At 47.7% G+C, this 14,197-nt stretch carries 13 protein-coding genes, 1 rRNA gene and 1 riboswitch; of the genes, 9 read left to right on the top strand and 5 right to left on the bottom strand.

The window, feature by feature from the left end; genetic code table 11:
- A 16S ribosomal RNA gene (locus R2S67_RS03080) occupies positions 1-83 on the bottom strand; the annotation flags it as partial.
- Positions 84-598: 515 nt separating this feature from the next.
- Complete coding sequence (locus tag R2S67_RS03075; RefSeq protein ID WP_317342134.1) at positions 599-1,123, bottom strand: DUF3087 domain-containing protein; 525 nt, start codon at positions 1,121-1,123, stop codon at positions 599-601.
- A 160-nt stretch (positions 1,124-1,283) separates the two neighbouring features.
- Between R2S67_RS03075 and trmY the strand changes: the two genes are divergently transcribed.
- Positions 1,284-1,883, top strand: a complete 600-nt coding sequence (gene trmY, locus R2S67_RS03070; protein WP_005459965.1) for a tRNA (pseudouridine(54)-N(1))-methyltransferase TrmY — start codon at positions 1,284-1,286, stop codon at positions 1,881-1,883.
- 80 nt (positions 1,884-1,963) lie between these two features.
- On the opposite strand, the gene R2S67_RS03065 is transcribed toward trmY, so the two are convergent.
- Together R2S67_RS03065 and R2S67_RS03060 are read right to left on the bottom strand one after the other, a co-directional pair.
- Positions 1,964-3,307, bottom strand: coding sequence for a TldD/PmbA family protein (locus R2S67_RS03065; protein WP_317342114.1), 1,344 nt, complete (start codon positions 3,305-3,307; stop codon positions 1,964-1,966).
- Positions 3,307-4,692 carry a TldD/PmbA family protein gene (locus R2S67_RS03060; RefSeq protein ID WP_048625558.1) on the bottom strand — a complete coding sequence of 462 codons (1,386 nt, stop codon included), beginning with the start codon at positions 4,690-4,692 and terminating at the stop codon, positions 3,307-3,309. Before R2S67_RS03060 ends, R2S67_RS03065 begins: the two co-directional genes overlap by 1 nt.
- A gap of 312 nt (positions 4,693-5,004) precedes the next feature.
- Positions 5,005-5,112: riboswitch (TPP riboswitch) on the top strand.
- 97 nt (positions 5,113-5,209) lie between these two features.
- Here R2S67_RS03060 and thiD point away from each other — a divergent pair.
- From thiD to R2S67_RS03020, 8 genes are all read left to right on the top strand, one after another.
- The gene (gene thiD / locus R2S67_RS03055) at positions 5,210-6,070 is read left to right on the top strand and encodes a bifunctional hydroxymethylpyrimidine kinase/phosphomethylpyrimidine kinase (RefSeq protein WP_031814547.1); all 861 of its coding nucleotides are present in this window, start codon (positions 5,210-5,212) and stop codon (positions 6,068-6,070) included.
- Positions 6,060-6,815, top strand: a complete 756-nt coding sequence (locus tag R2S67_RS03050) for an ABC transporter ATP-binding protein (RefSeq protein ID WP_031814548.1) — start codon at positions 6,060-6,062, stop codon at positions 6,813-6,815. Before thiD ends, R2S67_RS03050 begins: the two co-directional genes overlap by 11 nt.
- Positions 6,808-7,608, top strand: a complete 801-nt coding sequence (locus R2S67_RS03045) for an ABC transporter permease (RefSeq protein ID WP_317342112.1) — start codon at positions 6,808-6,810, stop codon at positions 7,606-7,608. Before R2S67_RS03050 ends, R2S67_RS03045 begins: the two co-directional genes overlap by 8 nt.
- Before the next feature lie 22 nt (positions 7,609-7,630).
- Positions 7,631-8,581: an ABC transporter substrate-binding protein gene (locus R2S67_RS03040; RefSeq protein WP_317342111.1), complete on the top strand. Its 951-nt coding sequence runs from the start codon at positions 7,631-7,633 to the stop codon at positions 8,579-8,581.
- Between the two features lie 18 nt (positions 8,582-8,599).
- On the top strand, positions 8,600-9,262 hold the full coding sequence (gene tenA / locus R2S67_RS03035) for a thiaminase II (RefSeq protein ID WP_006740999.1): 663 nt from the start codon (positions 8,600-8,602) through the stop codon (positions 9,260-9,262).
- Positions 9,263-9,280: 18 nt separating this feature from the next.
- Positions 9,281-10,072 carry a hydroxyethylthiazole kinase gene (gene thiM, locus R2S67_RS03030; RefSeq protein ID WP_317342107.1) on the top strand — a complete coding sequence of 264 codons (792 nt, stop codon included), beginning with the start codon at positions 9,281-9,283 and terminating at the stop codon, positions 10,070-10,072.
- Positions 10,073-10,135: 63 nt separating this feature from the next.
- Positions 10,136-10,750: a thiamine phosphate synthase gene (thiE, locus tag R2S67_RS03025; protein WP_317342106.1), complete on the top strand. Its 615-nt coding sequence runs from the start codon at positions 10,136-10,138 to the stop codon at positions 10,748-10,750.
- A 182-nt stretch (positions 10,751-10,932) separates the two neighbouring features.
- A complete protein-coding gene (locus R2S67_RS03020; protein WP_317342104.1) occupies positions 10,933-11,658 on the top strand; it encodes a phosphatase PAP2 family protein in 726 nt (241 codons plus the stop codon).
- 70 nt (positions 11,659-11,728) lie between these two features.
- Here the strand turns inward: R2S67_RS03020 and R2S67_RS03015 are convergent, their stop codons facing one another.
- Positions 11,729-14,176 (bottom strand): trimethylamine-N-oxide reductase 2, encoded by a 2,448-nt coding sequence (locus R2S67_RS03015; protein ID WP_145472540.1) that lies wholly within the window; start codon positions 14,174-14,176, stop codon positions 11,729-11,731.
- Positions 14,177-14,197 lie beyond the last annotated feature (21 nt).

Raw genomic sequence — 14,197 nt, 5'->3', positions numbered from 1 at the left:
CAGATAACTCGTTTCCGCTCGACTTGCATGTGTTAGGCCTGCCGCCAGCGTTCAATCTGAGCCATGATCAAACTCTTCAATTTAAGATTTTGTTCGGCTCAATGAATACTGAACATTACATAAAGTAATGTTTGAATTGACTGTGCTCTTATTGGTTTTCACTTTTAAAAAGTGAAATAAAACAGCTCAAGGCTGCTTTCCAATTCGAATGGTCACTTCGTTTCATTGAAACCTAATTTGAAGCCGAAGCTTCTAATTGGATTATCATCAACGAGTGCCCACACAGATTGATAGGTCTATATTGTTAAAGAGCTTGCTTCGTAAGCTTTGCTATCGAAGCGGAGGCGTATTCTAAGGAATTAACTTTCAGTGTCAAACACTTTTTTAAATTAATTTTTAGAAGCTTTTCTTTCGCCTTGTTGCCAACCGCTTTTGCGTTTCCGCTTTGCCCTGACAACGGAGGCGCATTATAGGGAGATGATTTTTCTTGGCAACCCCTTTTTAGAAAAAAAACTAAAAAAAAGCGTCGAGTGATTAAATCTCACTCAAACGCTTATTTTTAGCACTCAGTTGTTAACTTCAAGTAGCAAATAGGCAATCAGTATGTGTCTACCCAGCTCTCTTTAAAGCTGGTGATATCAAGATCCAGTGATTGCTCCGCTTCGATTTGCTCAATTGCCTCTAATTCTTTATTTACACTACTCATCGTCAATGTGTTGTTGTCTAACTCAAACACTTGTTGTTGCGTTGTGTAATAGAACTTAAGCGTAGTGAGCGCTTTTACATCGTCATTGCTCGCGGCTGCTTTAATGCTTTTTAGTTTACGAAATATTTTGTTGTGCAGTTGCTTGAGCTTCCAAACGTACAACACCTCTTCCATGTATGGCCGAGTTTTAATTTGATTCAATAAAGAGAGGGAAGTTGCGACTGCGATAACGACACCAATCAAATTCCAATGGAAGTTTCCCGTTGATTGTTCAGGTACGACTTCAGTGTTGCCAAACAAAACAATAAGCAAGGTACTAAAGGCAAGAGATGAGATAGCGAGCAACGCAACAAAACCGCCAATCACCAGGTTTACTTTCTTTTTATAAATGTCTTTATTTATCTTTTTGATTTCCATATACCGCTCCTAACAGGGTTGCCTCCTATTCTAACCAGCACACTCCGCACGACAATCGAAGCTTTGTAAGTAAGTTCACATTTACTATTAAACTCGCATCCGTTCCCTGCTTGGGTATATACTTCCGCGCATTCACTCTTCCTATATAGAGGCTAAATTCATGCGCTCTTTTGTTTTACGAGCTCGCGCGGCGCCAACCACCAGCAAAGCACTATTAGAAGGTGTTGGTAACGAGGCGCATACCGAGATCCTTGCTCATACCATGATGAACACCATGTTCGTTGCACAATCTCACCGTGAAGATGTGGTTGTCCACTTAGTATTAGAGAGCACGAAGGATTACTCGCGCACGATTACCATTCGTTCAAACGACATTACCAATATTGGCGGTTTTCACGAGTCAACGTTGATCGCTGCCGTTGCCCGTGCGTTGGACGCATCTGTTGGTATGGGTAAAGAGCAGCTTCGCGAAGTTGAACCGGGTATTACGGTTCGTACAGTAAGCTTCGAACGCTTGGTTCAAGAACTAGCCGAAGATCACCAACTTTATATGTTGGACAAGAAAGGCGAATTTGTTCGTGATGCAGAAATTGGTGAAAACCCATGCTTCTTGTTAACTGACCATATTCCGATGCCTAAGAAGTCTTTTAACAGCTTAAAGCGCCTTGGCACAGAGAAGATCAGCTTGGGTCCTAAGATGCTTTTCGCTTCTCAGTGTGTGGTATTGATCCACAACGAACTGGATATCCGCGAATTCTAGTTATTCGCGTACACGTTGCTAGATGATGAAAGAGGACTCGATTGAGTCCTCTTTTTTGTTTCTGATTTTCTATGCCGCGCTTATTTGCCGCCAATACTCAAGCGAGCAAAACGCACATCTGGCGCGAAGAAAGTGCGGCTATCATTAATAAGCTGGGTATCACCCACAGCTTCAACTTCTTGCAGCATCTTGTAGAAGTTACCCGCTACCGTGATCCCACGAACTGGTTGAACGCGCTCTCCATCACGGCACAAGAAACCACTCGCACCAAATGAGAAATCACCACTGACAGCATCTGCACCAGAGTGAACCCCTTGCAGTTCCACTAATTCTAGGTATTCACCTGCATTGACTTCTGACGCATTGCTGTTGCCTGTCGCAATCACTTTGTGATTCGCTGACACGTCTAAGCTCGATTTTGCACCGCGAGCAGCACTTGCCGTCGACACTGCACCCAAATAACTCGCTGTTTGGCTATTGTGCAATAGCGTATTCAGTTGGCCATTGGCGATCAACACATTGTCTTGGGTGGCAAAACCTTCACTATCAAACCCTGCGATAGCCATACCATTCGGCATGTATGCCGCATCGGTAAAGGTAATCAGTTCACTTGCAACGCTTTGACCAAGCTTGTCACCCAGTGGCGAGATGCCTTTCATCGCACTCACACCAGAAAACGCACTGCCGAATGCACCAAACAGGCTGCTTAAAGCATTGATGTGGAAAATGGCCGGATAGTTACCTGTCGCAACCGGAGCGCCTTCAAGAAGATCGCGAGCAAGGTTGTAGCCACCTTCTATACAGTAAGCTGGATCCAACTCATCAAAACGGCGACCCAGTGACATTCGACCCGCCATTGACTGTTTGCCGTCTTTTTCAAACAAGGTATATGCGTAACAAGTGAACGAGCGCTCGAAGTGTTGACACAATGTGCCTTGAGTATTGGCAATGATCAGTTGTGTTTCGCCATCGCTGTAACCATTGTAAGGTGCGCTAGAAGCGTGAGGCAGAGCTACTACGCCTTGCTCAAGTGCGAGAGACAGTTCAATTTTTTCATCAACCGAAGTTGTGTCTTCTTGAGCAATCTCAGCCACGTCAGTCGTGATTTGGCTGTTCACGCAACTAATGGTCTGGTGCTCGTCTTGCTTGGAAAAACGAGCGCTTTGCAGTGCATTAGTCAGCATCAAATCTAAGCTTTGTTGTTCTAACGACTCAGAATAGCTCGTTGCAACGCGCGCATCTTTCACAACACGAACACCCAGAACTTGGCTTGAGCTTACTTTGTACTCATCCAGCTTTCCTTGGTTCGCTTTCAGAGAAAAGCTGCTGTTGCAGTTTACAATGACGTCCGCTTCTGCGCCTTGACGCTTTGCTTCTGATAGTACGTAATCAACCGCATTAAGAAGTTGTTTTTCTTGGCTCATTAGTTACCGCCTCCTACCAGAATATTATCTACTTTCAGTGTTGGCTGACCGACTGTTGTTGGCACTGAACCACTTACTGAACCACACATGCCCGGCGCAAGCGCCATGTCTTTGCCGACCATGCTGATTTCTTTCAACACTTTTGGACCCGTACTGATCAGCGTTGCTGTTTTCAGAGGTTTGGTGATTTTGCCATTTTCAATGAGGTAAGCTTCACGAACAGCAAAGTTAAACTCGCCCGTTCCCGGTTGAACCGAGCCGCCGCCCATCTTCTTCGCATAGATACCACGTTCGATACCTGCCAGCATGTCGTCAAGTGAATGCTCACCTTCTTCGATAAAGGTGTTACGCATCCGCGAGGTTGGTGCGAACTTGTAGTTTTGACGACGACCAGAACCCGTAGGCTCATAACCTGTCTTCATGCCACCCATTTTATCGACCATGAAGCTGGTTAGCTTACCGTCTTTGATCAGTTGAGTGCGCTGAGTCTTCATGCCTTCGTCATCAACATGAATCGAGCCCCATTCGTTGGTCATGGTGCCATCATCTACAGCATTCACTGCAGTGTGAGCAACCATTTCGCCCATTTTGTCGTGGAATACGGACGCTTTCTTCGCAACCGAAGTGGTTTCTAGTAAGTGACCACACGCTTCATGGAAGATAACGCCGCCAAAGCCGTTACCAATTACCACTGGCATTTCACCTGATGGACAAGCATCAGCGCCAAGTTTCACTAACGCTTGCTGCGCGATAGTTTGACCCAGCTCTTTTGCATCAAGCTGTTCGCTGAACTCCCAACCAGCAAGAGCGCCAGGACCTTCCATACCAGAAGACTGCTCATTACCTTTTTGAGCAACGGTGTTACCCGCCACACGAATGTAGTGACGCGTATCGTCTACATGCAAACCTTCTGAGTTGAAGATAGACACTTGCTGCTCGCGCTGAAGCACACTACCAATGAACTGGCTGATGTACTCACTTTCTGCACGCGCAGCTTGGTCAACTTTCAATAGAAACGCGATTTTTGAATCTAAGTTAGCATCCTGACTTAACGGCATGCGGCAACCGTGTTGGATTGGGTAGCGGTTCAAATTCAAAGAACCTGCTGACGCGATTTGTTCACGCTTGTCTTTTGCCGCAAGCAATGACGTTACGCGTTTTAGCTCGGCTTCGTCCGTGCTATTGGTGTATCCATAAAGCACTTTGTGACCGAAGAAGAGGCGAATGCCGATACCAAAATCAATCCCCGAATTGATCTTGTCCACCTCACCAGATGCGATCTGGACGGTGTTAGTTTGATGATGTTCAACGAATAGTTCAGCGAAATCAGCCCCTAAAAAGAGAGCATGATCGATCACTGACTTCGCTGTTGCAGAATTAAGCATGAAGTCTCCTTGCTCGATGATCGTCTTAGCCTTCCTAATTAACTGTCGAAAAGTTCAACAAAGTTAAATTGGCAACGCGTTAAATTTTAACAGTTTTTTAACCTTGTTTTATGCTAATCCTTGCTTAGCGAGACCACGATTATTTATTAAATATTCCAGGTTCAGCTCTTTCACCAGAGCGTTGCACTAGTAAATTCCACACGACGAACCATTTAGATGCTTACTCTATCACTCACCTCGCATAATTGAATACTCAATAATAATTACTCTCAAAAAACGTATCCCTTCTACAAGGGTCCTGCTATCATCCGAGCGAAATAGTCGGGGGGCCACGCGATAAGCGTTGGCTGAGATCGAGATTCGAGACCCGTTGAACCTGATTCAGTTAGCACTGACGTAGGGAACTATGCGCACTTTGCCTTTCGCCGCTCCTCTTTGGCGAGCGATAACGATCGAACAATCGATCTATCCACAACGGTCAAAGTCAGTTCCTATACGTCTTGTAGTAGGAGCGACCATGACGCAGCAATCACAGCCATCTTTACACCAGGCACAATCACCTATAACCACCCCTGTTGTCTTAACCATCGCAGGCTCCGACAGCGGCGGCGGCGCAGGCATCCAAGCCGATATCAAAGCGATGTCCGCAACTGGCAGCTTTGCCTGCTCAGTGATTACCGCCATCACCTCACAAAACACGCAAGGCGTTTCTGCGATTTTCCCGATCCCACTTGATCACGTTGAAAGCCAACTCGATGCGGTGTTTACCGATCTCAATATTGTGGCGGTAAAAGTCGGCATGCTGGCGGATTCGAACATCATCAAAGTGGTGGCAAGCAAAATAAGACAGTACCAACCCAAGCATCTTGTGATTGATCCCGTCATGGTCGCCACCAGCGGTGATTTGCTACTTGAGCAATCAGCAATCAGCACATTAAAAGAAGAACTAATTCCACTGGCAGACATCATCACTCCTAACCTGCCAGAAGGTGCAGCATTGACGGGTAAGCCAGTGCCTCAATCAGAATCTGAAATGAACGATATGATTACCGACCTTCGTGCACTTGGTGCCAAAGCTATTCTGCTCAAAGGCGGTCATCTTGAAGAAAATGAAAACAGCAACGATCTGCTGATCATGCAAAACAGTGCGGAGTTAATCAGCGCCAAGCGTTTTCCGACCAAAAACACCCACGGTACGGGCTGTACGCTGTCTTCCGCCATTGCGTCTTACCTTAGTCAAGGCAACAACCTGCACAAAGCGGTGCACCTTGGTAAGCAGTACATCAGCCAAGCTATCGCACACGCGGATGAATTGGAAGTGGGGAAAGGTCACGGACCAGTGAACCACTTTTTTGCAGGGCACACGCATGTGCGCTAATGCACTGGGCATTCAGCTTATCGAAGCAAGTCTGCAATACAAAGACAGCCACACACCAACATTAGCAGGGTTGAGTATGGTCATCCCTGCTAATCAATGGACAGTGTTACTTGGCCGCAGTGGTTGCGGAAAAACGACGATCCTTCGTTATCTCGCGGGTTTGTTAGACGACAAAGTCGAATGGCATGGTGAATTAACCACCACGGATGGCATTGCCTTGCACGAACGTATTGCTTACATGGCGCAGCAAGACTTGTTGTTGCCGTGGTTAAATGTGTTAGACAACGTCTGCCTCAGCACTCGATTTTCTCAAGAACAAGCACCAGAGCAAAATAAACAACGTGCACTGACTTTACTCAACCAAGTGGGACTCGCCGATTACGCGGATGCTAAGCCAGCTCAGCTCTCTGGCGGCATGAGACAGCGTGTTGCCCTTGCTCGTACTCTGATGCAAGACAAGCCTCTGGTTCTGATGGATGAGCCCTTCTCTGCGCTGGACGCGGTTACTCGCCATAAGTTGCAAAACTTGTCTGCCGAGTTACTGAAAGATAAAACCGTTGTTCTTATTACCCACGACCCACAAGAAGCGGTGCGATTAGCCCACCAACTCTATGTACTGCAAGGCACGCCTGCGAAAGCCCAGCACTTAGTCGTTCCGAATTCCAAGCCGCCGCGAGTTCTCGATGGAGAGTGCGCGGCGCTACAACAAGCGATTTTGGATCAATTGGAGAAAGACTATGAGTGATATGACTCAGTACAACTCCGTTTCGGCACGTATTGGTAAAAAAGAACGTGTGACCCATCCGGCTCTGCGCTTGGTCATCAGCACGGCGGTGATCTTGGGATTGTGGCAGTTGGTCGTGGTGATATTCGACATACCAAGCTTCATCTTACCTTCACCAATTGAAGTGCTGGATAGATTGGTCACTCGTTACGATGTCCTGCTCAAACATACTTGGGTTACCGCGCAAGAAATCTTACTTGGCTTGGCGCTTGGATTATCGATGGGTTTGCTGTTCGCATTGCAAATGCTGATGTTCGAACCGCTGAAGCGTTGGTTACTGCCAATTCTGATTGCTAGCCAAGCGATCCCTGTGTTCGCCATCGCGCCAGTGCTCATGCTTTGGCTCGGTTACGGCATCGCATCGAAAGTAGTAATGGCGGCCATCATCATCTTTTTCCCTGTAACAACTTGTTGTTACGACGGACTGCGCAACACCCCCACCGGCTATCTCGATCTTGCCAAAACCATGGGCGCATCGAAATGGCAATTACTGCGCCATATTCAACTCCCTGCCGCCCTACCAACGTTAGCGTCTGGTATTCGTGTTGCCGTAGTTATTGCGCCGATTGGTGCCGTGGTAGGTGAATGGGTTGGTTCAAGTGAGGGCCTAGGCTATCTGATGCTGCAAGCCAACGCTCGCATGATCATCGATGAGATGTTCGCGGCGCTGTTTATTCTCGCCGCACTGTCTATCACACTCTATTTCACCACTGACAAATTACTGAAAAAAGCCATTCCCTGGGAAAACAAATAGGGAAAGAAAAAGGAAGAACCCCGTGAATAAAAACAAACTTATGAGCGCTGCTGCTCTGCTCGCTTCAACCATTTCAACTAACGTACTTGCTGCCGAAAAGGAGCTTACTTTAATGCTGGATTGGTTCGTTAACCCGAACCATGGCCCTATCGTGATCGCACAAGAGCGCGGCTACTTTAAACAGCAAGGTTTGAAGATCAATATCCAAGAACCCGCCGACCCAAGCACTCCACCCAAACTAGTTGCGGCTGGCAAAGTCGATATGGCGATTTCATACCAACCTAGCTTGACCATCGACGTAGCGGCTGGCTTGCCATTAATTCGCTCTGCGACCTTGATTGCAACTCCCCTCAACACTTTGATGGTGTTGGATAACGGTAAGAACGAAAACCTTGGCGACCTTGAAGGCAAGAAAATCGGTATTGCTATCGCAGGTAACGAAGAGGCGACAATCGGCACCATGCTTGCGCAGGAGAACGTGAGGTTTTCTGACGTGCAAATCATCAACGTCGGTTGGGCACTCTCTTCCTCTCTTGCATCAGGGAAAGTAGACGCTATTTGGGGCGGCTTGCGTAACTTCGAAACCAACCAACTTGCGCTAGAAGGCTACAAAGCCAAAGCCTTCTTCCCAGAAGAACACGGCGTACCAGCGTATGACGAACTGGTGTTTGTGGCGAATGCAAAAACCTACGACAAAGCGGCTATTAAAGCGTTCAACAAAGCGCTGGAGCAAGCGACCACTTACATCGTCAACCATCCTAAAGAGTCTTGGAAAGAGTTTGTCGCTTACTCGCCAGACACGCTAAACAACGAGCTCAACCAACGCGCTTGGAATGACACGTTAACTCGTTTCGCGCTTCGCCCATCAGCAGTCGATCTAAAACGCTACGACGATTACGCAGAGTTCATGTACTCACAACAAATCATCGAAACGCTACCAAAAGCGAAAGATTACGTACCGAGCTTTGACTAATTACGAGGCAGCCCCATTATGAAATACCAAGATTTGATCGACGCTTGCCGCCAAGATTGGCAAGAATACACCGAGCATGCCTTTGTGCAGCAATTGGCCAAAGGCACTCTGGCTCAACCTTGTTTTCTGCATTACTTAAAGCAAGATTTCTTATTCCTAAAACAGTACGCACGAGCTTATGCGCTGGCAATCTACAAAGCACGTACGTTAGACGACATGCGCCGCGCACTACCAAGCGTACATGCGCTTTTAGATTCAGAGATTGCCCACCATGTGACCTACTGCGGTCAATGGGGATTAACGGAATCTGATCTCGAAAACGAGCCGGAAGATTTTGGCACGGTGGCTTACACGCGCTACGTATTGGATGCGGGCATGACGGGCGACTTAGTTGACTTGTATGCCGCGCTCGCCCCTTGCTCCATCGGCTACGCCGTCATTGGTAAAATGCTGATTGAAGATGAAAACACGGTATTCGAAGGCAATCCTTACGCAAGTTGGATTAACTTGTACGGCGGTGAAGAGTTCCAATCTGGCGTGGCAAGTGGGGCCGAACACTTTAACCAGCTACTGGCTGAAATAGACATCCACAGCCAGCGCGGTCAAAACCTGATTCAGGTCTTCAAAACCGCAACGCGTATGGAAGTGGCGTTTTGGCAACAAGGTCTAAACGCGCAATAAGGTTAATTGGAGAATCTCATGTTAGTAGAACAAATCACTCAAGCATTAACCGCAGTGCGTCAGCAAAAGCCTTTAGTCGTGAACATTACCAACTACGTGGTGATGAACAACACGGCGAACGCTTTGCTGGCTATCGGTGCTTCGCCTATCATGGCGCATTCAAAGCAAGAAATGGCAGAAATGATGTCGTTTGCTGGCGCTTTGGTGATCAACATCGGCACCCTAGACAGCGTTTGGACACCGCGCATGAGCCACGCCGTAGAGCAAGCCAACTCGAACGGCAAAATTGTTGTGCTCGACCCTGTCGGTTGCGGTGCAAGTTCACTACGTACCGAAACCTCGCGCGAAATCGCCCGCCTTGCAAACAAGTTAATCATTCGTGGTAATGCGTCCGAAATCATTGCTCTCGCTGGTGAGCAAGCGCAAAGCAAAGGTGTAGATGCACTCGACAGTAGTGATGCAGCCCTTGGGGCGGCTCACTTCTTAATTGAAGAATATGGAGCGAGCGTGGTGATCTCCGGCGAAACTGACTACATCGTGACAAAAGAGCAAACCGTCCAGCTGAATAATGGTCACGAGATGATGCCATACGTAACGGGCATGGGTTGCACGTTAACCGCACTGACTGGCGCTTTCGCAGCAATCGGCGAGGAAACAGGCCTTGCTGCGGCAGCGGTGCTTGGCGTTGTGGGTGAAATTGCGGCTGAGCAAGCGCGAGGGCCAGGTAGCTTGCAAATGCATCTTTTGGATGAGCTTTACCAACTGGATGAAGAAGCACTGGCAACACGTCTTAAATTACAAGTGAGATAAATCGCTTCTCAATGCTTTAAACGCCTCTCACTCCAACGAAAGTGGGAGGCAAAAGGAAACACAATGAACGCCTATCGTTTGTATTTGGTCACCGACGACCAACAAGATTTACCCACTCTCAAACACGTTGTAAGAAAGGCGGTAGAAGGTGGGGTCACCATGGTGCAGGTGCGTGAAAAACATGGTGACGTTCGTGCATTTATTGAACGAGCTCAAGCCGTAAAGACGATCCTTGAAGGCACTGGAGTCCCGTTAATCATCAATGATCGTGTTGATGTTGCCCTTGCTGTTGATGCTGATGGTGTCCACTTGGGGCAATCAGATATACCCGCAACTATCGCTCGCGAGTTGATTGGACCAAACAAAATTCTCGGCTTATCGATTGAGACTGAAGATCAACTGGCAGAGGCGGATTCTCTGCCCATTGATTACATCGGTTTGAGTGCCATCTTCGCTACGCCGACCAAAACCAACACCAAAAAACACTGGGGTATTGAAGGTTTGAAGATGGCGTTAGAGACGACTTCACTACCGATTGTTGCCATTGGCGGCATTAACGAAAGTAACATTCCGCAACTTAGCGCCACTGGTGTTCATGGTTTGGCTTTGGTTTCTGCCATTTGTCATGCAGAAAATCCAACCAAAGCAGCAGAATACTTACTTTCTCTGATGGATTAAGACCCCAACGCTTAAGGATGAGCGCCTTTACCCTTCGGATAAATGTCATCAATTCATCACTCAGCCTTCATTCTCTCGTCAAATTGACAAAGCGTTGATAAGTTTTTCACGCCAGATAACGTAAGATAAGCCCCTTATTTTCACGTGGTTGAATAACCCTCAATAAAAACAAAACGCTCTCAATGAAAACCAAAAAATATGGATTGATGATGCTCGCCTTGTTTGTTCTTGGCATCATCCCAATGTCGCTGTTTGGCTCTTATCATGATCTCACCTCACAGGTGCCTGAAAGTCTGGGTATTACTTTTACTTTGCTCACTGATTCTGCTGGCAGCAAAGGCTTTTTAATTACCTTAACACTGCTACTGCTTTCTTTATTTCGCTTTAAACCAAGTCGCACTGAGTGGATGCAAAAACTCTCAATGTTAGTGCTGTTACTTGTGATTGGCTTTGCCAGCAAAACGGGGCTAAAACTGATGACAGAAAGCCCGCGCCCGTACACGGAATTGCTCGCAGCAGAACAATTGATTGAAACACCAGAAACGTTTTATCAGTTAGATACAAAACAACAAGCCAACGTAATTAACCAGATTTCTGAACGAGTCAGTGATTGGCGGACGCGCCATTGGCAAGGCGAGAAAGACTATTCTTTCCCATCCGGTCATACGATTTTCGTTTCGATTTGTCTGGCTTTCTTTGGTGGGTTGTTCTTACAGAACAAGTGCTATACCTCTGCACTGTCATTATGGATGTGGGGAATGAGCGTCGCATATAGCCGCTTATGGCTGGGCATGCATCGCCCTGAAGATTTAATAGGTTCGGTCTTGTTTGTCGCGATTGTATTTACTTTACTCCCGACATTTCAGATTAAGAAACAGATGCCGTTTGTTTCTCTCGCTTCGCGCTAATGTGAACGATGACTAGATAAAAAAGAAGCCAGCGATTCGCTGGCTTCTTGCTTTCAAGCGCTACTTTTTTCTAGCCATTTTTTGGTGGTTCAAACGCTGTTAGTTCTAATTCTGGGCCAGTGTATTTTTCAATACGAACCAGTGCCGAGTTCGCCGCACAGCCGTTTGCAAGTCGAGAGGTCGGAATATCCAACGTTAACACATTACAACCGCCGTTCTTACAAATGCCGGTTTTCGGATCCAGATCCGGCCAACCGCCTTCATGAATACACACTGAACCTTGCTTGATTCGGTCAGTCACTTCTGCGCCAACCAATACTTGGCCACGGTTGTTAAACGCACGAACTAGATCGCCCGTTTTAATACCACGCGCTTTCGCATCTTCAGGGTGAATCCAAATAGGTTCACGGTTTGCAATTGCGTACTCTTCGCGAATCTTCGCGTAGTTAAACTGGCTGTGTAGACGATGCGCTGCGTGCGCGGTCATTAGCTGCAACTCGCCATCTTTTGCATTGCCAGTGTACTCGGTTGGTGCCATCCACGTTGGGTGTGGAGGACAGTCTTCCAACTGGTAACCTTCAATCGTTTTCGAGAAGATTTCGATCTTACCACTTGGCGTACCTAGCGGGTTCATGATCGGGTCTTCACGGAAATCCGCGTAACGAACAAACTGTGCGTTCTTCTCGTTCCACTTCATCTCGATCAGTTGGTTATCTTCCCAGAACTTGCTGAAGTTCGGCATTGCTACGCGAGAGCCACGGCCACCTTGTTGCGCCGCCTTGTAGAAGCCGTACAGCCATTCCATTTCGGTTTTTCCTTCGGTGTACACATCACGGCCACCCGGTGCTAGCATCTCCGCCATGTCCGCGAATACGTCGAAGTCATTACGCGCTTCACCTTGTGGCTCAACCACTTGCTTCATTGGCACCAAGTGTTGGTTACTGTAGTCACCCGTCATCGTTAAGTCGTTGCGCTCGAACGATGTGGTGATTGGTAGGACGATGTCCGCGTGCTTCGCAGCCGCTGTCCAGTAAGGTTCTGAAATCACGATCAGTTCAGGCTTTTGCCATGCTTTAATCAAGCGGTTGGTGTCTTGGTGGTGAGTAAAGTTCGCACCACCTGCCCACCAAATCATCTTGATATCTGGGAACGTCAGTTCATGACCGTTGTGATGGTAGGATTGACCTGGGTTTTCCAACGCCTCGACAATACGCGCCACAGGGAAGCTTTGCACCGCGCCAGATACCGCCCAGTCGTTACCCGCAGAAGAGCCGCCACCCAGTGATGCTGAAATCGCAGGAAGCACGCCAGCGTCACGAGCAGGGTTACCACCGTTTGAGTAGTGGTAAGAGAAACCAAAACCACCGCCCGGTAAACCGATTTGACCCAACATCGTTGCCAGTGTAACCAGCATCCAGTGACGCTGTTCACCGTATTGTTGGCGCTGCATGCCCCAACCCGCCATCAGCATGGTGCGGTTTTTACTGAAGATGTCAGCCAGTAGCTCAAGTTGCTTCGCAGGTACGCCACAGATTTGCGATGCCCACTCCGCTGATTTTTCTACGCCGTCTTCTTCGCCCATCAGGTACGCTTCAAATTTGTCGTAACCAGCGGTGTATTTATCGAGGAAGGCTTTATCGTGCTTACCTTGTTTCACCAAGGTGTGTGCGATACCCATCATCATTGCTACGTCGGTCATTGGGTGAGGAGCAATCCACTCCGCATTCTCGCCAAAGAACTCAATGGTTTCAGAACGAATAGGGTCAATTGCAATAACCGTCTTGCCTGATTTTTTCAATTGATGGAAGAACTCAAGACCCGCGCAGTCTGTTGAGCTCCACGCGATTTTTAGAGTGTTAATTGGGTTTAAGCCCCAAAGAACCACTACATCACTGTGCTCTAGCACCACTGGGTACGTGGTTTGTTGTTCGTACACTTCGATAGAGCCCACAACGTGCGGCATGATGATCTGCGCAGCACCCGTTGAGTAGTCACCCAAGTGGCCTGAATAGCCACCCGCCATGCTCATGTAACGTTGCAGCAAGGTTTGTGCTTTGTGCAGTACGCCACTTGAACGCCAGCCGTAAGAGCCTGCAAACACAGAAGCCGGGCCATATTCTTTGCGAATTCGCATGTGCTGTTCGTGGATCAGCTTGTAAGCCTCATCCCAAGACACACGCACAAACTCATCACTACCGCGCACACCTTCTGGCGACGATGGGTTTGCCAAGTAGCCTTTACGTACCATTGGGTACTTCACACGCGCCTTGGTATGCACTTGGTCAGGCCCAGTAGTTTGTAGACTATTTGGTACAGTTTGTGGAAGAGCATTAGTAGTCGAAACCAACTTACCATCTTTCACTTCACATAACATTGGGCCCATGCGGCCCGCTGTCAAAATGCCCTTACCACGCTGGTTTGAAGACGCAACAGACATAGGCGCAAAAGAAGTAAATGCCATGGCGCCAGCCGCCATACCTGTGCCTTTTAGAAATCCACGACGGGTTAAATTAGTCATAATCTTATCCTTCTATTTATC

The organism is Vibrio sp. T13N (genome assembly GCF_032970445.1).
Classification (GTDB): domain Bacteria; phylum Pseudomonadota; class Gammaproteobacteria; order Enterobacterales; family Vibrionaceae; genus Vibrio; species Vibrio diabolicus.
The sequence above is the reverse complement of the archived record's forward strand: the minus strand, read 5'-3'. Positions and strand labels throughout refer to the sequence as shown.

Coding starts and splice junctions, on each gene's coding strand:
- R2S67_RS03075 (WP_317342134.1), bottom strand. CDS start 1,123: ATGGAAATCAAAAAGATAAATAAAGACATTTATAAAAAGAAAGTAAAC.
- trmY (WP_005459965.1), top strand. CDS start 1,284: ATGCGCTCTTTTGTTTTACGAGCTCGCGCGGCGCCAACCACCAGCAAA.
- R2S67_RS03065 (WP_317342114.1), bottom strand. CDS start 3,307: ATGAGCCAAGAAAAACAACTTCTTAATGCGGTTGATTACGTACTATCA.
- R2S67_RS03060 (WP_048625558.1), bottom strand. CDS start 4,692: ATGCTTAATTCTGCAACAGCGAAGTCAGTGATCGATCATGCTCTCTTT.
- thiD (WP_031814547.1), top strand. CDS start 5,210: ATGACGCAGCAATCACAGCCATCTTTACACCAGGCACAATCACCTATA.
- R2S67_RS03050 (WP_031814548.1), top strand. CDS start 6,060: ATGTGCGCTAATGCACTGGGCATTCAGCTTATCGAAGCAAGTCTGCAA.
- R2S67_RS03045 (WP_317342112.1), top strand. CDS start 6,808: ATGAGTGATATGACTCAGTACAACTCCGTTTCGGCACGTATTGGTAAA.
- tenA (WP_006740999.1), top strand. CDS start 8,600: ATGAAATACCAAGATTTGATCGACGCTTGCCGCCAAGATTGGCAAGAA.
- thiM (WP_317342107.1), top strand. CDS start 9,281: ATGTTAGTAGAACAAATCACTCAAGCATTAACCGCAGTGCGTCAGCAA.
- thiE (WP_317342106.1), top strand. CDS start 10,136: ATGAACGCCTATCGTTTGTATTTGGTCACCGACGACCAACAAGATTTA.
- R2S67_RS03020 (WP_317342104.1), top strand. CDS start 10,933: ATGAAAACCAAAAAATATGGATTGATGATGCTCGCCTTGTTTGTTCTT.
- R2S67_RS03015 (WP_145472540.1), bottom strand. CDS start 14,176: ATGACTAATTTAACCCGTCGTGGATTTCTAAAAGGCACAGGTATGGCG.